At 59.7% G+C, this 19,592-nt stretch carries 16 protein-coding genes; 2 read left to right on the top strand and 14 right to left on the bottom strand.

The window, feature by feature from the left end; translation table 11 throughout:
- Position 1 precedes the first annotated feature (1 nt).
- The 13 genes from fdhF to T424_RS0106120 form a co-directional block, all read right to left on the bottom strand.
- Positions 2–2,881 carry a formate dehydrogenase subunit alpha gene (gene fdhF, locus T424_RS0106180; RefSeq protein WP_027486956.1) on the bottom strand — a complete coding sequence of 960 codons (2,880 nt, stop codon included), beginning with the start codon at positions 2,879–2,881 and terminating at the stop codon, positions 2–4.
- A gap of 5 nt (positions 2,882–2,886) precedes the next feature.
- Positions 2,887–4,443, bottom strand: a complete 1,557-nt coding sequence (locus tag T424_RS0106175; protein WP_027486955.1) for a formate dehydrogenase beta subunit — start codon at positions 4,441–4,443, stop codon at positions 2,887–2,889.
- Positions 4,440–4,919 carry a formate dehydrogenase subunit gamma gene (locus tag T424_RS0106170; protein WP_027486954.1) on the bottom strand — a complete coding sequence of 160 codons (480 nt, stop codon included), beginning with the start codon at positions 4,917–4,919 and terminating at the stop codon, positions 4,440–4,442. The genes T424_RS0106175 and T424_RS0106170 overlap by 4 nt, the downstream gene beginning before the upstream one ends.
- Before the next feature lie 265 nt (positions 4,920–5,184).
- Positions 5,185–6,120: a LysR family transcriptional regulator gene (locus T424_RS0106165; protein WP_027486953.1), complete on the bottom strand. Its 936-nt coding sequence runs from the start codon at positions 6,118–6,120 to the stop codon at positions 5,185–5,187.
- A 185-nt stretch (positions 6,121–6,305) separates the two neighbouring features.
- Positions 6,306–6,668, bottom strand: coding sequence for an ArsR/SmtB family transcription factor (locus tag T424_RS0106160; RefSeq protein WP_027486952.1), 363 nt, complete (start codon positions 6,666–6,668; stop codon positions 6,306–6,308).
- A 62-nt stretch (positions 6,669–6,730) separates the two neighbouring features.
- A complete protein-coding gene (locus T424_RS0106155; protein WP_027486951.1) occupies positions 6,731–7,663 on the bottom strand; it encodes an L-lactate dehydrogenase in 933 nt (310 codons plus the stop codon).
- 703 nt (positions 7,664–8,366) lie between these two features.
- Positions 8,367–8,774 carry a F0F1 ATP synthase subunit epsilon gene (locus tag T424_RS0106150; protein ID WP_027486950.1) on the bottom strand — a complete coding sequence of 136 codons (408 nt, stop codon included), beginning with the start codon at positions 8,772–8,774 and terminating at the stop codon, positions 8,367–8,369.
- A 131-nt stretch (positions 8,775–8,905) separates the two neighbouring features.
- The gene (gene atpD, locus T424_RS0106145; RefSeq protein WP_027486949.1) at positions 8,906–10,351 is read right to left on the bottom strand and encodes a F0F1 ATP synthase subunit beta; all 1,446 of its coding nucleotides are present in this window, start codon (positions 10,349–10,351) and stop codon (positions 8,906–8,908) included.
- A gap of 21 nt (positions 10,352–10,372) precedes the next feature.
- The gene (locus tag T424_RS0106140) at positions 10,373–11,248 is read right to left on the bottom strand and encodes a F0F1 ATP synthase subunit gamma (RefSeq protein WP_027486948.1); all 876 of its coding nucleotides are present in this window, start codon (positions 11,246–11,248) and stop codon (positions 10,373–10,375) included.
- A 27-nt stretch (positions 11,249–11,275) separates the two neighbouring features.
- Positions 11,276–12,805 (bottom strand): F0F1 ATP synthase subunit alpha, encoded by a 1,530-nt coding sequence (gene atpA / locus T424_RS0106135; protein ID WP_027486947.1) that lies wholly within the window; start codon positions 12,803–12,805, stop codon positions 11,276–11,278.
- On the bottom strand, positions 12,805–13,371 hold the full coding sequence (locus T424_RS0106130) for a F0F1 ATP synthase subunit delta (protein ID WP_027486946.1): 567 nt from the start codon (positions 13,369–13,371) through the stop codon (positions 12,805–12,807). The genes atpA and T424_RS0106130 overlap by 1 nt, the downstream gene beginning before the upstream one ends.
- Before the next feature lie 255 nt (positions 13,372–13,626).
- Positions 13,627–14,010 carry an AGROH133_08824 family phage infection protein gene (locus T424_RS0106125; RefSeq protein ID WP_027486945.1) on the bottom strand — a complete coding sequence of 128 codons (384 nt, stop codon included), beginning with the start codon at positions 14,008–14,010 and terminating at the stop codon, positions 13,627–13,629.
- A gap of 108 nt (positions 14,011–14,118) precedes the next feature.
- Positions 14,119–16,320, bottom strand: coding sequence for a primosomal protein N' (locus T424_RS0106120; protein ID WP_027486944.1), 2,202 nt, complete (start codon positions 16,318–16,320; stop codon positions 14,119–14,121).
- A 248-nt stretch (positions 16,321–16,568) separates the two neighbouring features.
- Between T424_RS0106120 and T424_RS0106115 the strand changes: the two genes are divergently transcribed.
- A complete protein-coding gene (locus T424_RS0106115) occupies positions 16,569–17,489 on the top strand; it encodes a tyrosine recombinase XerC (RefSeq protein ID WP_407921385.1) in 921 nt (306 codons plus the stop codon).
- Positions 17,490–17,683: 194 nt separating this feature from the next.
- Positions 17,684–18,718, top strand: coding sequence for a TraB/GumN family protein (locus tag T424_RS0106110; protein ID WP_027486942.1), 1,035 nt, complete (start codon positions 17,684–17,686; stop codon positions 18,716–18,718).
- 242 nt (positions 18,719–18,960) lie between these two features.
- Here T424_RS0106110 and T424_RS0106105 read toward each other — a convergent pair whose 3' ends face one another.
- Entirely contained in the window at positions 18,961–19,440 is a 480-nt protein-coding gene (locus T424_RS0106105; protein WP_027486941.1) for a chemotaxis protein CheW, read from the bottom strand.
- Between the last annotated feature and the right edge of the window lie 152 nt (positions 19,441–19,592).

Genomic DNA, 19,592 nt, shown 5'->3' with positions numbered 1-19,592 from the left:
TTCATTCCGCCGCCTCCAGCTTTCCCGCGATACGGCGGGACTGGCGCGACAGCGCATCGTAATCCTGCTGCCATGCGCTTGGGCCGTTGGAGGGGGAAACCTGCACGGCCGTTACCTTATATTCCGGACAGTTGGTGGCCCAGTCCGAAAAATCGGTGGTGATGACATTGGCCTGCGTGCCCGGATGGTGGAAGGTGGTATAGACCACGCCCGGCGCAACACGATCGGTAATCAACGCCCGCAGCGTCGTATCGCCGGAGCGGCTTGCAAGCCGGATCCAGTCGCCATCACGGATGCCGCGCTGTTCGGCGTCATGCGGATGAATTTCCAGACGGTCCTCTTCATGCCAGACGACATTATCGGTGCGCCTCGTCTGCGCCCCGACATTATACTGGCTGAGAATGCGGCCCGTGGTGAGCAGCAGCGGGAAGCGCGGCCCGGTTTTCTCGTCCGTCGGCACATATTCCGTTCGGATGAACTTACCCTTGCCGCGCACGAAGCCATCCACATGCATGATCGGCGAACCCAGCGGAAATTTCTCGTTGCAGGGCCATTGTACCGAGCCCATCTTTTCCAGATAGTCATAGGAAACACCCGCAAAACTGGGAGTCGTGGCGGCAATTTCATCCATGATCTGTGAAGGATGAGCATAGCTCCAGTCAAGCCCCATGGCTCTCGCCAGTTTCTGTGTCACCTCCCAGTCGCCGTAGCCGTTCTTTGGCGTCATCACCTTGCGCACGCGGTTGATGCGGCGTTCGGCATTGGTGAAGGTGCCGTCCTTTTCCAGAAAAGTGGAGCCCGGCAGGAAGACATGCGCAAAGCGGGCCGTCTCGTTCAGAAAGAGATCATGCACCACCACGCATTCCATGGCCTCCAGACCGGCAGAGACATGTCTGGTATCCGGGTCTGACTGGAGAATATCCTCGCCCTGAATGTAGATGCCCTTGAAGGTGCCTTCGACAGCCGCATCCAGCATGTTGGGAATGCGCAGGCCCGGCTCGCTGTTCAGCGTTACACCCCAGAGCTTTTCGAAGCTCTCGCGGGTGGCATCGTCGGAAATGTGGCGATAGCCCGGCAATTCATGCGGGAAGGACCCCATGTCGCAGGAGCCCTGCACATTGTTCTGCCCGCGCAGCGGGTTTACCCCCACGCCTGGTCGTCCGATATTGCCGGTGGCCATGGCCAGATTGGCAATGGCCATGACGGTGGTGGAGCCCTGGCTATGCTCCGTCACGCCCAGACCGTAATAGATCGCGCCATTGCCGCCGGTGGCATAGAGCCTTACCGCGCCGCGCAGCACCTCTGCCGGTACGCCGGTGAATGTCTCGCTTTCTTCCGGGCTGTGCTTCGGATCGGCCACGAAGGCGGCCCAATCCTCGAATTCCGACCAGTCGCAACGGTCGCGAATAAAGACTTCATCCGCCAGCCCCTCGGTGACGATCACATGCGCCATGGCCGTCAGCACCGCGACATTGGTGCCGGGTTTCAGCGGCAGGTGATAGGCGGCCTCCACATGGGCGCTGCGCACCAGATCGATGCGGCGCGGGTCGATCACGATCAGTTTTGCCCCCTGGCGCAGCCGCTTCTTCAATCGCGAACCGAACACGGGATGGCCATCGGTGGGGTTGGCGCCGATCACCATCACCACATCGGCCTGCTCCACACTGTCGAAATCCTGCGTGCCGGCAGAGGTGCCGAAGGCCTGCCCCAGACCGTAGCCGGTGGGCGAATGGCAGACGCGGGCGCAGGTATCGACATTGTTGTTGCCGAAACCGGCCCGGATCAGCTTCTGCACCAGATAAGTCTCTTCATTGGTGCAGCGCGAGGAGGTAATGCCGCCAATCGCATCGCGGCCATATTGATATTGGATGCGGCGGAATTCGGCGGCGACATGCGCGAAAGCCTCTTCCCAAGTCACCTCCGTCCAGGGATCGGTGATGTTCTTGCGGATCATCGGGTTGAGAATGCGATCCTTATGGCTGGCATAGCCATAGGCAAAGCGGCCCTTGACGCAGGAATGACCGCGATTGGCCTTGCCATCCTTGAAGGGCACCATGCGCACCAGTTCCTCGCCGCGCATTTCCGCCTTGAAAGAACAGCCAACGCCGCAATAGGCGCAGGTCGTCACCACGGAATGTTCGGGCTGGCCAATCGCGATCACCGATTTTTCCGTCAGTGTGGCGGTAGGACAGGCCTGCACGCAGGCCCCGCAGGAAACGCATTCCGACGTCAGAAACGCCTCATGTGCACCAGGAGAAACGCGGCTGTCGAAACCGCGCCCCTCGATGGTCAGCGCAAAAGTGCCCTGCACCTCCTCGCAGGCCCGCACGCAGCGCGAACAGACGATGCATTTCGACGGGTCATAGGTGAAATAGGGATTGCTCTCATCCTTCGGCATGTAGCGGGCATTGGGAAGATCACCGGCGCGCGCCTTGACGTGATTGTCGCCTTCATGGCCATAGCGCACATCCCGCAGCCCGACCGCGCCTGCCATATCCTGCAATTCGCAATCGCCATTGGCCGCGCAGGTCAGGCAATCCAGAGGATGGTCGGAAATATAAAGCTCCATCACCCCCTTGCGAATCTGCTTCAGGCGTTCCGTCTGGGTGTGAACGACAAGCCCTTGCGCAACCGGCGTGGTGCAGGAGGCGGGCGTGCCATTGCGGCCCTCCACTTCCACCAGACAGAGGCGGCACGAGCCGAAGGCATCGACCATATCGGTCGCGCAAAGTTTCGGCACCTGAATACCGGCTTCCATGGAGGCGCGCATGATGGATGTGCCCGCTGCAACCGCCACCTCGCGGCCATCGATGGTTAGCGTCACCGTTTCGCTGGCTTTGGAAGCAGGCGTCCCGTAGTCGATTTCATCAATGAGAGACATGGCGATTACTCCGCAGCTTCAACGAGGGGGGCGGGGCGAAAATCCTCCGGAAAATGCGTCATCGCACTTATCACCGGATAGGGTGTGAACCCACCCAGCGCGCAGAGCGATCCGAATTTCATGGTGTTGCAGAGATCGGCCAGCAGGGCCTTGTTCTGCTCGGGCTCAATGCCGCGGGCAATGCGATCCACCGTTTCCACGCCGCGTGTGGAGCCGATGCGGCAGGGCGTGCATTTGCCACAGCTTTCCACCGCGCAGAATTCCATGGCGAACCGGGCCTGTTTCAGCATGTCCACCCGGTCATCGAACACTACGATTCCCGCATGACCGATCAGCCCGCCGCTTTCCGCAAAGGCTTCATAATCGAACACCGTATCGAACAGCGATGGCGGGAAATAAGCCCCCAGCGGACCGCCCACCTGCACGGCCTTGACCGGGCGGCCAGACAGCGTGCCGCCGCCGATCCCGTTGACGATCTCCCCTAGCGTCAGGCCGAAAGCCGTCTCGTAAAGGCCGCCATATCTGACGTTTCCGGCAATCTGGATCGGGATGGTGCCGTGGGATTTGCCCACGCCATAATCGCGGTAGAACGCCGCACCACGGTCCATGATGACGGGAATTGTCGCGAGCGACATGACATTGTTGACGACGGTCGGTTTGCCGAACAGACCTTCAAGGGCGGGCAGCGGCGGCTTTGCCCGCACCACGCCACGCCTGCCTTCCAGACTGTTCAACAGCGCGGTTTCCTCACCGCAGACATAAGCGCCCGCGCCCTCCCTGACCTCCATGTCGAAAGCGTAAACCGAACCCAACACAGATGGGCCAAGAATACCGGCTTCACGGGCAATATCGATCGCCTGCCGCATGGTTTCGATGGCGTGCGGATATTCCGAGCGGGTATAGACATAGCCTTTGGTGGCGCCCACCGCGATACCGGCAATCACCATGCCTTCGATCAGTACGAAGGGATCGCCTTCCATGATCATCCGATCGGCAAAAGTGCCGCTGTCGCCCTCATCCGCATTGCACACGATGTATTTCTGGTCGGCCCTGGCATCCGCCACGGTCTTCCACTTTATGCCTGTCGGAAAACCCGCGCCGCCCCGCCCGCGCAGTCCACTCTCCGTAACCGCCTTGACAATGTCGGACGGAGCAAGGCGCAAGGCTTTTTCCAGCCCCTTGAGGCCTTGATAGTGGCGGTAATCGGCAAGCGAGAGAGGATCGGTCACGCCACAGCGGGAAAAGGTAAGCCGGGTCTGGTTCTTCAGGAATGGGATTTCCCGTGTTGGTCCGTGCGCTAAGACATGTTCGCCGCCCACAAGAAACCCGGCATCGAACAGCGATGGCACATCGCCCGCCCTGACCGGGCCATAGGCCATGCGTCCATTGCCGGTGCGAACTTCCACCAGCACCTCAAGCCACAACAACCCGCGAGAGCCGTTGCGGATAATGGTTACATCCAGCTTGCGCGCCTCTGCCTCACTGGCAATTGCGGCAGCCACGTTATCGGCACCAACAGCCAGCGCTGCCGCGTCGCGGGGAACGAATACCGTCACACTCATCGGCAGGCCTCCCGCAGAAGGCCGGTCAGACAGTGTTCATCCAGTCGCGCATGGACCTCACCATCCAGCATGGCAGCGGGGGCCTGCGCGCAGAGGCCCAGACAAAAGACCGGCTCCAGCGTTACCGCGCCATCGCTGGTGGTTTCGTGCCAGTCGATACCCAGGAGCGCCTTGATTCCTTCGGCAAGCGCATCGCCGTGCATGGCCTGGCAAGCTTCGGCGCGACAGAGTTTCAGCACATGGCGACCGGCAGGCCGGGCGCGAAAATCATGATAAAATGTCACCACGCCATGCACCTCGGCGCGCGACAGGTTCAAGGCCCTGGCGATCATTTCCTTCGCCATCTCGGGAATGTGGCCGAACTCCCGCTGGATCGAGTGCAGGATGGGCAGCAGCGGCCCCTCGAAACCTGCGTGCTCCGCGACGATCGCCTCGATGCGGGCGGCATCGATTGCCGCCATCGTGTGTAGTGTCATGCGTTCCTCCACCCATGCCCGCCGCTATCTTGCGTTCAGGCCCCTCCGCACAAAAGAAGCGCTGCGCCATACGAGGCCATACTCAAGCGCGCGGCACAGACCGTCTCCTCCCGGTCTGCGCCTTGTCGCCGCGAGAGCATTTCCAGGAAAAGTGTTGTCACGGTTTTCCGTCCGGAAATGCGCAAAAATAAAAGCTTGGAGCATCATCGGGTGAACCTGTGTTCACCCGATGATGCTTTAAGATGCAGAATGAAGCAGAAGACACTCAGGTCAATAGCGCGCTTTCGTTGGGCGATAGAACATTTCTATCAAAAGCCTGTGCAGTTGCGAGACGCCGTGCCTCATGCAGCAAGCCGGAGACGAGAGGCGTGAAGGGCTCCCTGTGGGTCGCAACCAGACCGACCAGATGTTCCGCCTCCGGCTCCACAATCGGGACCATGCGAATTTCCTGAGAGAAGCCGAATGATTGTGCCACGTTGCGCGGCATGATCGACGCCCATTGTCCGGTGCGGATATGGGAAAACAGCACGATCATGGAATTGGATTCCAGCGTCGGCCGCGCCTTGACCCCTGCTTCGGCGAGGTGGTGATTGATGATGCGGCGATTTTGCATATCCGGGGTCAACAGACAGAGACGAAGCGCGGCGATCTCCTGCCATGTTACCGTGTTTCTATCAGCAAGCGGGGTGCCTGCCGCGGCGATCAGATGATAACGCTCGCTGTAAAGCGGCACGCTCGTAACGCGGCCAAGCGGCTCATGATCGAGATAGGTAATGCCCGCGTCGATTTCGAGATTTTCGAGAAGGCCGAGCACCTGAAGCGACGTGCGGGACAGAACCGTGAAGGTGACATCGGGATGGCGAGCCTGAAAAGGCTCCGTCAACATCTGCACCATGGAAAGCGCCGTGGGAATGACCGCGAGACGAATATGCCCGGCAAGGCCCTTGCGGGCGGCGCGCATTTCTTCATGCATGGTGCGTGCGTCGCCAACAATGCGCCTTGCCCATTCGAGAACCCGCTGCCCCTCCGGCGTCAGCCCCAGAAAGCGTGAGCCGCGATTGACGAGCATGACCCCGAGATGGTCCTCAAGCTGGCGTATGGCAGCCGAAAGCGTAGGCTGGGAAATGCCGCATTCTTCCGCCGCGCGGCCAAAATGCTGGTGCCGCGCAAGCGCAATGAAAAATTCCAGCTTGTCGATCATCCTGCGGATCCTGCCTCTTGTCCTTGAGTATCCGGTGAACAAGGCTTTACAGGAATTGCTCTGCCCGAAACAGACGTTTCGAACCGTCAAACGTCTACCGCAAAGAAGTGGCTGCGGACAATTTTGCCCGCAGTTCCTTGCGGGCATTACAAGGAAGAACACTGGTAACGACTGGCCTGATGTGTTCAAGCCCCGGCAATGGCTGAGTTCGGCCTGTCGGTCGGGCAATAAAGCCTATGCAGCATGGCCACCAGTTCACCAGCGACCGGATCCGCCACGGAATAATAAATCTGGCGCCCTTCACGGCGGCTGTTGACGAGATTGTCCAAACGCAATCTTGCAAGTTGCTGCGAGACGATGGCCTGCTGGAGCCCCAGAATATCCTCCAACTGACCAACGGTCTTTTCACCTTGCCCGAGAATGCAGAGAATAAGCAGCCGGCTTTCATGCGACAGCGCCTTCAGCAGCGTTGCTGCCGTCGCTGCCTTTGACATGAAATCCCGCAGGCTCTCCCCCGCCTGTTCTGCCTCTAAAACGAATGTATTCATGATCCCCAGATCAGTGCTGAATAAGGTGGAAACAAAATTTATCCAGCCGGCCCCTCTCACCCCTATAATTTCAGAGCGGCTGACAAGTCTTTCAAAAGCGTCGCACTTTTTGCAAGCGTCAACTCCTCCGCCCTCTCCAGCGGCGGAACGACTTCTGCGACAATTCCCTCCCTCCCGATAATTCTTGGTACCGAGGCCGTAACCTCGGGCACACCGCACAGCGTCCTTGTCAAACTGGACACTGAAAAAACCTCCCGCTGGTCCAGCGCGATGCTGCGCACAATCGCCGCCAGTCCGGCACCAATGCCGTAATAGCTTGCCCCCTTGCCATTAATGATCTTGTAGGCCGCATTGCGCACATCGTCTTCGATCCGGGAACGGACCGCTTCCGTGACGGGCCTGCCAATCGCGGCGGCGAAGTCTTGAAGCGGCACCGAACCGATCCGGACGCTCGACCAGACCAGCACTTCGCTGTCACCGTGCTCGCCCAGCACATAGGCATGAACGGATTGTGGCGAAACGCCCAGATGATGGCCGAGGAGGCTGCGGAACCGCGCTGTATCGAGTATCGTACCAGAACCGATAACCCGATGCGGCGGTAGCCCAGACAGCCGCGTCGCAACATCGGTCATGACGTCAACCGGGTTCGAGGCAATGAGCAGTAAGGCATCCGGTGAAACGGCCAGCACCTTTGCCACGACGTCACGGAAGACTTCCGCATTGCGCGAAAGAAGCGCAAGGCGCGACTCTCCCGGTTTCTGTCCGACACCAGCTGCCAGTATCACCACAGCCGCCGATGCCAGCTCCTGATAGTCGCCCGCTCGAACGGTACAGGCGCCAAAGAACGGCACGGCGTGGGATATGTCGGCTGCCTGCGCCGCGGCCAGATCGGTATTTTGGTCAACGAGGACGATCTCCGATACGATACCGAGGAGCGACAAAGCATAGGCAGCCGAGCTGCCCACCATGCCCGCGCCAACGATACCGATTTTCATGCGTGACTACCCTCATTTCCATTGGCTGCACTGATTTGGCCAAATTCCAGACCGGAGGCTCAGCTGCGCCGATTCCTTGAAACGACGATGGCGAGCGTGAGCGAGACTGTCAATTGGTTGAGTAAAACTGGCCTAAAATGGTCGCCACTTCCCCGTATAATTACGGGAGGTTTTGGTAGCGCAATCAGTCCCATGTCTCTAAAACGCCAAACAAACAAAAGGTTATCGCTGTCACCGTTAAGATTCAGGTGTTTGCGACTGGGTGGCGGTTTCCGATTGCTGCAATGGTGGAATGCGACCTTGCAACGCAAAGACCCGCATAGGCTGTAATTCCGGCGCGGAATTTTATGCGAAAATAACAAGAGGCGATACGAAGACGAAAGTTACGAGATCATAATCCGACCGGAGTGAAAGGAGGATCGGCAAGATCGTCCTTTGAAAAGCTCTAACTTTCTGTTGCATCGTATTTCCGGACGCAAATCCGAATACGCTTTTGCTGGAAATGCTCTACAGCGCCGTGCGTTTTGTCAAACGCACGGCGCTGTAACACTTTAAAGCTGCTGCATAATTTTCACCTTAAATCGATTCCGATTTAAGGAATTATGCAGTAGGATAGCCAATGCGCCTATTGCCCGCGAAAGCAAAACACCGGCCTGGTGGACCAGACCGGTGCAAATAACAAAACACCACAAAGGCGGAGAAATCAGCCGCGTGCCACCACATTGTTGAGGTGGGTCAGCTCTGCAAGGAATTGCTCCAAGGCCGTGCGATGCTCGTGGTGCTCGGCGCTTTCCAGTTCGGTTTTCGCCACTTCAATACGCTTGTTCAACGTATCGCGGCTCAACTCATCCACCGGAACGGCGCTTTCTGCGAGCAAAGTGCAGCCATTAGGCGTTACATCGGCAAAACCGCCGAAGACGACATATTTCGCTGCCTTGCCGGAGGCGAATTTCACGGAAACCACGCCGGGCTTGATGGTTGTCATGGTCGGCGCGTGGTGGGCCATGACGGTCATTTCGCCTTCGCTTGCCGGGATCACGACTTCGCTGACCTTCTCCGAGATCAGCAGACGCTCGGGCGAAACGAGTTCAAAATTGAAATTGTCGGCCATGACTGTTCACTTCTCGAATGCATGTCGTTGCGGCTTGTTCACCAACTTACGACCCGCGTGAAACCAGGTTATCGAGGCGAGAGACCTCCCGCCTCCGAGAGCGGGGCCAGGGGCCCCGCCGGGGATCATGCTCAAGCGGCTTCGGCAGCCAGCTTCTTGGCCTTTTCGATTGCTTCGTCCATGGAGCCAACCATGTAGAAAGCAGCTTCCGGCAGGTGGTCGTATTCGCCGCTGACGAGGCCCTTGAAGCCCTTGATCGTGTCTTCCAGCGAAACCAGCTTGCCCGGAGAACCGGTGAAGACTTCGGCAACGTGGAAGGGCTGCGACAGGAAGCGCTCGATCTTACGGGCGCGGGCAACGGTCAGCTTGTCGTCTTCGGACAGTTCGTCCATGCCGAGGATGGCGATGATGTCCTGCAACGACTTGTAGCGCTGAAGCGTAGACTGAACCTTACGAGCCACTTCGTAATGCTCTTCACCGACGATCATCGGATCCAGCATACGGGAGGTCGAGTCGAGCGGGTCAACCGCCGGGTAGATACCCTTTTCGGCGATGGAGCGCGACAGAACGGTCGTTGCATCCAGATGCGCGAAGGAGGTGGCCGGTGCCGGGTCGGTCAAGTCGTCGGCCGGAACGTAGATGGCCTGAACCGAGGTGATCGAACCCTTGGTGGTCGTGGTGATGCGTTCCTGCAAGGCGCCCATGTCGGTTGCCAGCGTGGGCTGATAACCAACGGCAGACGGGATACGGCCAAGAAGAGCCGACACTTCAGAGCCAGCCTGCGTGAAGCGGAAGATGTTGTCCACGAAGAAGAGAACGTCCTGACCCTTGTCGCGGAAGTCTTCAGCGATGGTCAGGCCGGTCAGTGCCACTCGGGCACGCGCGCCCGGAGGCTCGTTCATCTGGCCATAGACGAGAGCGCACTTGGAACCAGCGGCGGAGCCGTTGTTTTCATGCGGATCAACGTTGACCTTGGACTCGATCATTTCGTGATAGAGGTCGTTACCTTCGCGGGTACGTTCGCCCACGCCAGCAAAAACCGAGTAACCGCCATGGGCCTTGGCAACGTTGTTGATCAGTTCCATGATGAGAACCGTCTTGCCAACGCCGGCGCCGCCGAACAGCCCGATCTTGCCGCCCTTGGCGTAAGGAGCCAGAAGGTCAACGACTTTGATGCCCGTTACCAGGATCTGGGCTTCGGTGGACTGTTCGATATATTCCGGAGCCGGCTGGTGGATAGCGCGGCGGGCCGTGGTCGGAACAGGGCCGAGTTCGTCAACGGCTTCGCCGATGACGTTCAGAATGCGGCCGAGGGTTTCGTCGCCAACCGGAACGGAAATCGGCGCGCCGGTATCGGCAACCGGCTGACCGCGAACCAGACCTTCGGTCGAGTCCATGGCGATGGTGCGAACCTGGTTTTCACCGAGGTGCTGGGCAACTTCGAGAACGAGGCGATTGCCGCCGTTATCGACTTCCAGTGCATTGAGAATCGGCGGCAGAGCGCCGTCGAAAGCCACGTCAACAACGGCGCCGATGACCTGAGTCACCTTGCCGGCAGCGGGAGATGTCTGGGCCATGTTCTTACCCTCTTTCTTAGCTCAGAGCGCTTCCGCGCCCGCAATGATTTCAATGAGTTCGGTGGTGATCTTCGCCTGACGCTGGCGGTTGTAGGAAAGCGTCAGCTTATTGATCATGTCACCGGCGTTGCGCGTGGCATTGTCCATGGCGCTCATTTTGGCGCCCATTTCGCCCGCGACGTTTTCAAGAAGCGCGCGGAAGATCTGGACCGAAATGTTGCGCGGGATCAGATCCTTGAGGATCGAGCCAGCGTCCGGCTCATATTCGTAGATGGCGGTGCTGTCCGAAACGGCAGCCTCCCCGGCGGTGGCCGGAATGAGCTGCTGCGCGGTCGGCACCTGGCTGATAACGGATTTGAACTCCGAATAGAACAGCGTGCAGACGTCGAACTCGCCGCGTTCGAACATCGAGATCACCTTGCGGCCAATCGCGTCGGCATTTTCAAAGCCGATACGTTTGACGTCGCGAAGCTCGGTGCGCTCGACGATCAGCGATGCGAATTCCCGGCGCAGGCTGTCGTAGCCCTTCTTGCCGACGCAATAGATCTTTACCGTCTTGCCGGCAGCCAGCAGGCTTCTGGCATGATCGCGCGCAAAGCGGGCGATCTGCGAGTTGAAGCCGCCGCACAAGCCGCGTTCGGCAGTGCAGACGACGAGCAGATGCACGTCGTCCTTGCCCGTGCCCGTCATCAGCAGCGGTGCATCCTGATCATTGCCAACCGCCTGGGCGATATTGGCAAGAACAGCACCCATGCGCTGCGAATAGGGCCGGGCGGCCTCGGCCGCTTCCTGTGCGCGACGCAGCTTCGCCGCGGCGACCATTTTCATCGCCTTGGTGATCTTCTGCGTCGCCTTCACGGAGGCGATCCGGTTCTTCAGATCCTTAAGTGAAGGCATCCGTTATCCGTCCTTCGAGTCTACCGTTCAGGCAAAGGTCTTGGCGAAGGCATCAATGGCAGCCTTGAGCTTGCCCTTGGTGTCGTCGCTGATGGCCTTCTCCGTGCGGATGGCATCCAAAACAGCCTTGCCTTCGTTGCGCAGGTAATGCAGCAGGCCCTGCTCGAACTTGCCGACCTGTGCGACCGTCAGCTTGTCGAGATAGCCGTTTACGCCCGCGAAGATCACAGCGACCTGTTCTTCCGTCTTCAACGGCGAGAACTGCGGCTGCTTGAGAAGTTCCGTCAGACGGGCGCCGCGGTTCAGCAGGCGCTGCGTGGCGGCGTCAAGGTCGGAACCGAACTGCGCGAAGGCAGCCATTTCACGATACTGTGCAAGTTCACCCTTGATCGAACCGGCAACCTGCTTCATCGCCTTGATCTGGGCCGAAGAACCAACGCGGGACACCGACAGACCGACGTTAACGGCCGGGCGGATACCCTGATAGAACAGGTCGGTTTCAAGGAAGATCTGGCCGTCGGTGATCGAGATCACGTTGGTCGGAATGAAGGCAGAAACGTCGTTGCCTTGAGTTTCGATAACCGGCAGAGCGGTCAGCGAACCGGCGCCACGCTCGTCGGAGAGCTTGGCAGCGCGTTCCAGCAGGCGGGAATGCAGATAGAAAACGTCGCCCGGATAGGCTTCACGGCCCGGCGGACGGCGCAGCAACAGCGACATCTGGCGGTATGCAACGGCCTGCTTGGACAGATCGTCATAGGCGATCAGGGCGTGCTGGCCATTGTCACGGAAATATTCGCCCATGGCGCAACCGGCAAACGGCGCCAGATACTGCATGGGAGCCGGATCGGAAGCGGTGGCTGCGATCACGATGGAGTACTTCAGTGCGCCGCGCTCTTCCAGAACCTTGACGAACTGGGCAACGGTGGAGCGCTTCTGGCCGATGGCAACGTAGACGCAGAAAAGCTTGTCGTTTTCCGGGCCGTTGTCGTGGATCGGCTTCTGGTTGAGGAAGGCGTCCAGAATGATTGCGGTCTTGCCGGTCTGGCGGTCGCCGATGACCAGCTCGCGCTGGCCGCGGCCAACCGGGATCAGGGCGTCGATGGCCTTGATGCCGGTGGACATCGGCTCATGAACCGACTTGCGCGGAATGATGCCGGGAGCCTTTACGTCAACGCGGGCGCGGCGGCTGGCGTTGATCGGGCCCTTGCCGTCGATCGGATTGCCGAGAGCGTCAACGACGCGGCCCAGAAGCTCCGGACCAACGGGAACGTCAACGATGGCGCCAGTGCGCTTGACAACGTCACCTTCCTTGATGTCGCGGTCGGAACCGAAGATAACGACGCCGACATTGTCGGATTCAAGGTTGAGCGCCATGCCGCGAATGCCGCCGGGGAACTCGACCATCTCGCCGGCCTGAACATTGTCCAGACCGTAGACGCGGGCGATACCGTCGCCGACGGAAAGCACCTGGCCGACTTCGGAAACTTCAGCTTCCTGACCGAAGTTCTTGATTTGATCTTTAAGAATTGCGGAAATTTCCGCGGCGCGGATATCCATCAGCCAACCTCTTTCAGTGCAAGCTTAAGGGTAGAAAGTTTGGTGCGGAGAGACGTGTCGATCTGACGCGAACCGACCTTGACGATCAGGCCGCCCAGAAGCGACGGATCGACCGTCACGTTCAGGGCGACAGTCTTGCCGGTCACGCTCTTCAGCGCCTCTTTCAGTTCGGTTTGCTGCGCATCCGTCAGGGCATGGGCAGAGGTCACGTCAGCGGTGACTTCGCCACGATGACGGGCAGCAATTGCTTGATAGGCCGCAATCATGCCGCTGACGGCAAAGAGGCGGCGATTGGATGCGACGACGCGCAGGAAATTTCCGGCAAGGCCCGAAATGCCGGCCTTGTTCAGGAGGGCGGCAATGGCAGCCACCTGCTCCTCGGCGGTAAAGACCGGGCTGTTGACCAGCCGCTTGAGGTCGGCGCTTTCGTCGATCATCGCCTGGAAGCGCTTGAGATCGCCAGCGACGGCATCAATGGCGCCTGCCTCGAGCGCCAGCTCAAACAGCGAAGACGCATAACGCTCCGCAACACCGGATGTCAGCTGGGATGTGTCTGCCACGGGCACAATTTTCCCTGATCTGGATTCAAGATGGCCCCCTCGTGAAACGACACGACACCAGCTTGAATTCGTTAAAAATTCCCCCGGAAACGCCAGGCTTTTTTCCTGCGTATCCAAATTTCGAGGCCCGTCTAGCATAGCGGGCCCGGACTCGCAACACGGGTAATACCGGAATAAGCCGTCAGGGCAATGGGGGAAGAGGAATTTTATCGGTTAAGTTGGAAATTTCCGGCCTTGGGGATGATTTTGAACGGTTGTTGCTCAGACCAGCTCATAAACATAGGCAAGCGGAAGGGCAGCCAGTATAAAAAACACAATCAGGAGAAGAAAATTGCGCCAGCCTGCGCCGTGATCGGAAAGGATGGACAGGATTCGCGCGAAGCAGCCAAGGGCAAGAGCGGCCCCAAGCGTCAGATAGATCGTGGACTGCGCCAGGAGGATGGCCATGAGGGCGAAGCCCAGCAGCATTCCTCCATTGGCCCGCATGGCGGCAAAGCCCTCATTGCGGCCCTCGCGCGGTTCAAGGCCGAGAAAACGCAGCGTGAGGCCGGGCGCGAACATGGTGAGAAAGCCGATGGCCGCGGTGATGGCCGCGCTGATAAAAGCCAGCTGCTCTCCAAGTTCCGTCGGAAAATAAAGTTCCACGCCTGCCTCCGTCCGTCTTCCGCCAGCGCATAGGGCGGCTCAGAATCACCGCGCCCTTATGGCACGGGCAGGGCGGCGGGAAAATAGCCGATGCGGCCCCTGCCGCCGTCACAGGAAGCTTTGCGGATCGACATCGACCTGCACCTGAATGGAGCGGCGTTCCTTCGGCCCGTTTTCCAGCATGGCCCGGACAAAGCCCTGCATGTCGCTGTTGCGCCGTCCATGCACCAGCAGGCGGAAGCGATGGCGGCCACGGATCATGGCCAGGGGCGCTTCGGCCGGGCCGAGCAGCATGATGCCGCTGACCGGTGGTGCGGCCTGGCGCAATTGGCGGGCATGACCTTCTGCCTCTGCGCGGCTGTCGGCGGAGACGATGATGGAAACCAGCCTGCCGAACGGTGGCAGGGCCGCCTTTTCGCGTTCGGTGATTTCACGGTCGTAGAAAGCTTGCGCATCGCCTGAAACGATAGCCTGCATGACGGGATGCTGGGGCTGGTAGGTCTGGAGGAGGCCGTGGCTTTTGAGCCCGGTGCGGCCCGCCCGGCCCGTTACCTGGCTCAGGAGCTGGAAGGTGCGCTCTGCCGCGCGCGGATCGCCATTGGCAAGGCCGACGTCTGCATCGACAATGCCCACCAGCGTCATGAGCGGAAAGTTATGGCCCTTGGCCACCAATTGCGTACCGATCACGATGTCGGCCTCTCCCCGTGCAATGGCCTCCAGTTCCAGCCGCAAGCGCTTGACGCCACCGAGATCGGAAGACAGCACCAATGTTCTTGCCTCGGGAAAATGCCGTTCCACTTCTTCCGCAATGCGCTCCACGCCGGGACCGCAGGCCACGAGGTGATCCAGCGTGCCGCATTCCGGGCAGGCCTGTGGCGTGGGTTCGGCGTGGCCGCATTGATGGCACTGGATCTGCCCGCGAAAGCGATGCTCCACCAGCCAGCTCGAGCAATCGGGACATTGAAAGCGATGGCCGCAGACACGGCAGAGCGTGAGCGGTGCATAGCCGCGGCGGTTGAGGAAAAGCAGCGCCTGCTGTTTCTTCTCGATGGTTTTTTGCACGGCCCGCAGCATCAGCGGCGAAAGAAAACCGCCGCGTTCGGGAGGGTGTCGCCGCATGTCGATCAGGTGCAGATCCGGCATGGCGGCGTCCGCATAGCGGGTGGGAAGGTGGATACGCTGATAACGCCCCTGCTGGCTGTTCACCTGGCTTTCCACGGAGGGCGTGGCGGAAACGAGAACCGCCGGCAGATTGCCCAGCCGCGCCCGCACCACGGCCATGTCGCGGGCATTGTAGAAAACCCGATCCTCCTGCTTGAAGGCGGGATCGTGTTCCTCATCGACAATGATGAGCCCCAGATTTTCGAAGGGCAGAAACAGCGCCGAGCGGGCGCCTGCCACGACGCGGATTTCGCCGGTCGCCGTCTGGCGCCACACTTTTTCGCGGGTGCGTGTGGCTAGGTCGGAATGCCATTCGGCGGGCTTCGATCCGAAGCGGTCATGGAAACGGTCGAGAAAGGCGGTGGTCAAGGCAATTTCCGGCAGAAGGATCAGGGCCTGGCGTCCCTGCCGCAGGCATTCGGCAATGGCCTCGAAATAGACCTCGGTCTTGCCGGATCCGGTCACGCCATCGATCAGGGCGACCGAAAACCGTGCGGCGCGAACGGCATCCACCAGGACCTCTGCGGCATCGTGCTGGTGTCCGGCCAGCCGGTGCGGCGCGTAATCCGCCTGTGGCGGGGCCACAAGCGGCGGCGGCGGCAAAAACACCTGTTCGAACACGCCTTGCCGGAGAAGTCCTTCAATGACCGAAGACGAGACGCCCGCAGCATGAGCAAGGCCGCTTTTTGTCCAGGAAAGCCCGTCACCGGCCATGTCCAGCACCTTTTGCCGCGCCGGGGTGAGCTTTTCGGGAACGTGGCCGCAAAAGCGAAGGCCTTCCACCATGGGGTCCGGATCGAAAGCGGCCGGCGCCCGCAGCGCCATCCGCGCCACCAGTCCTGGCGGGGAGAGCGTATAGGCGGCCACCCAGTCGATGAAGCGGCGCATGGGCTTGTCCAGCGGCGGGCAATCGAAGATCTTTTCGACAGGGCGCAATTTGCGGGCATCAACCGCAGTCTGGCCGCCATCCCAGACGACGCCGATAACCTTGCGGGGACCGAGCGGCACCTGCACAATGGCCCCCGGTGCCGCATCCATGCCCTCCGGCAGGCTGTAGCTGTAAGGTCCGGGCGCCGGCATGGGCACCAGCACCGGCACCACACGCTTCTGCGGCGAAGGGAAAAGGAGGTCGTGCGAATCTTCTTTCATCAGGCGCGCAACTTGCCCCGTCTGGCCTGCAAAGAAAAGGCCAATCGGCCCTCTCCTGAAGTGTTGCCAGGGGAGATGGGGGCATGAGGGCAGGAAAGCCGGCTTTTACCTTTTCTGGAGATAAATCCGCTACAAACGTTGGCGCGCTGACTGGATCGGGCCGGTGCGGTGGAGGGCCGGTCGTTGCTCAAGGGTCATGCCTCATGGCGCAGACAGGATAAAAGAGGACAGACGTGGCAGATTTGCTGATGATTGCCGATGCCGATCTTCTGGAAAGGCGGCAGGCTTGGCTCAAGGCCCTTGCGGGTGAAAGGCGGCTTTCGGCCAATACATTGCTGGCCTATGAGCGTGACACGCGGCAGTTTCTGGCCTTCATGACTGAATATCTGGGCGGTCTGGTCGCCCTGGCAGAGATTTCCGCGTTGAAGCCTGCCGATCTTCGGGCCTTTCTGGCCTTCCGTCGCAAGGATGGGGCAGGTGCGCGATCCCTTGGGCGCCATCTTGCCGGAATCCGCTCCTTCCTGCGCTATCTCGAACGGCAAGGGTTGGCGAATGCCGCCGGAGCCAATGCGCTTCGTGCGCCCCGCCAGCCGAAAAGCCTGCCCAAACCGCTTTCCCCGGAGCAGGCGGAACGGGTGGTGACGCGCGAAGAGCAATTGCAGGAGGAGCCCTGGATTGCCGCCCGCGACGCCGCTGTTCTCACCCTGCTTTATGGCTGCGGGCTTCGCATTTCCGAGGCGCTGGACCTGACGCCCTCGGATTTTGCCGGGGAGGCCACCAGCCTGCGCGTGACCGGCAAGGGTGGCAAGACACGGATGGTGCCGCTTCTGCCGGTGGTCGTGAGCGCCGTCGAAACCTATCAGGCCCTGTGCCCCCATGCATTGCCGCCGCAAGAACCACTGTTTCGCGGACAGCGCGGCGGCAAGCTGCAACAGGGCATCATTCAGCGTCAGATGCAGAAAATGCGTGCAGCACTCGGTTTGCCGCAAAGCGCCACCCCGCACGCGCTCCGCCACTCTTTTGCCACGCATCTTCTCTCCAGCGGCGGCGACCTGCGCAGCATTCAGGAATTGCTGGGCCATGCCAGCCTTTCCACCACGCAGGTCTATACCGGCGTCGATGCCGCCCGCCTGCTTGACGTTTATGAGCGGGCGCATCCGCGCGCCTGATCGACTTTGGCCTGTTGCCGGAGACGGACGTTAACAAATTCTGAAGGATCGGCCTCTAGAGATTTTTTCAACGTATTTTCACGGAAAGCCTAAGTCCGCCTTTCCGTGGAAATACGCATGAGAGCATCGGGTTTTGCGCCGCTCGCAAGGACAGGCACGGTCTTGGATGCTGCCAAACCGGACGGGGAGCTGATATGCCGCGCAAGTTCGACAGACTTCTCACGCTCGCCGCGGCCTTTCCGCTTGTGCTTCTGCTGCTTCTGGTTTCGACGCTGCTTTTTGCTCTGCCTGCCCATGCGCAAGAGGTAACGAGTTGCCAGGCCAGAAATCTCCTGCCTGATGAAAAGGCCAATAATCCAAAGGGTTATGCTGAGCTGGAGGCGATTGCCAAGGCGATACCCAATGGAGACCATATCTTCTGGAAGGTGGAAAAGCCGGGCCACGAACCGTCGTGGCTGCTGGGTACGATGCACATCACGGACCCGCGCGTTACCGCAATGCCGCCCGCCGCACGCGATGCCTTCGCAGACGCCGATAGCGTGGTTCTGGAATCGGACGAAATCCTCGACCCTAAGAAGGCCGCGATAGCGCTTTTTTCAAAGGCGGAATATTCCACCTTTGTTGATGGGACCACATTGACTGCGTTGCTGTCACCGGAAGATCTTGCCACGGTCAATGCGGCGCTCAAGCCCAAAGGCCTCTCGGTCGAGGGGCTGAACCGCATGAAGCCGTGGCTGGTTGCCTCCGTTCTATCGCTGCCGAGCTGCGAGGTCTCGCGCAAGAACAAGGGCGCTCTTTTTCTGGATATGAAGCTTGCCGTGCAGGCCCGCAAAGCAGGCAAGGAAGTTCTCGGGGTTGAAACCCTGGCCGAACAATTCGATGCCATGAACAAGGTTCCGCTTGAGCGCCATATCAAATCTCTCGTCGGCGCCGCCAAAAGCGTAGACAAGATAAACGATGCGATTGAAACCATGATCAACCTCTATCTCGAAGGCCAGATTGGCATGATCATGCCGGCCCTTGGAATGCTTGGGGCCGAGGTTGAAGGCAGCAGCGAGTTCGAGAAACTGATGATCCTCGACCGCAACAGAATCATGGCCGATCGCGGCGCCGTTCTGCTGGACCGTGGAAATGTCTTTATGGCCGTGGGGGCGCTGCATCTGCCCGGTGAAGGCGGCGTCATCGAATTGCTGCGCAAGAGGGGTTTCACCGTCACGCCTGTATCGTGAACCGCATTCGCTGCTGCCTGGGGAAACTCGACACAATATCCTGAAAATGAAAAAGCAGCCTGTGATGGCAGACTGCTTTGAGAGAATTGTCCCGAGAGAAGTGTCGTCACGGTTTTCCGTTTGGAAATGCGGAAAACAAAAGCTTACAGCGCCGTGCGATTTATCAAACGCACAAAGGACGCTGTAACACTTTAAATCTAGAATGCGTGAAACGAGGTTCTACTGGAGGGGCGTGGGCCGGATCAGGCTGCCAGATCTTCCAGATCGCTGCCCTTGAACATCTTGGACAGGTTGAGGAAGCAGATCATGCCGTTTTCATTGGCGATGATGCCTTCCGAGAAGGATTTGTCGAAGGATGCCGAGACTTCCGGCACCGGCTGGATCTGGCTGGAGGAAATGGTCAGGATGTCGGAAACCCGATCCACCAGCATACCGATGACCATGTTATGCACTTCGGCAACCACAATTGCCGAACGCTCGTTGGCCACCGTGCTTTTCATGCCGAGCTTGTAGGCCAGATCGATGATCGGGATAACGGAGCCGCGCAGGTTCATGACGCCGATCACGTCGGCAGGCGCATGGGGAATGGGGGTGGAGGGTGCCCAGCCGCGAATTTCGCGGATCGTGGTCGTCTTCACACAGAATTCCTGATCATGCAGACGAAATGCGATGATTTCCAGGTTTTCACCGCCAAAACTGTTAGAGCTGATCGTCGTTGCCATGGTCCGTTCCGCCTGTTTGTCAGTCGCGCCCATCCCGGCGGGATGGTCTTCTGAGAGCCGTTTATGCGGGTGCGATTGGCGGGCAAAGGCCCTGATCGCACCTCAGTCTTGGGCAGACTAGCGTAAGAACGTTTCTTAAATCTAAACTGCAA

The sequence above is a fragment of the Allorhizobium undicola ORS 992 = ATCC 700741 genome (assembly GCF_000621665.1).
Taxonomy (GTDB): domain Bacteria; phylum Pseudomonadota; class Alphaproteobacteria; order Rhizobiales; family Rhizobiaceae; genus Allorhizobium; species Allorhizobium undicola.
This window is presented reverse-complemented; position numbering and strand designations above follow the sequence as displayed.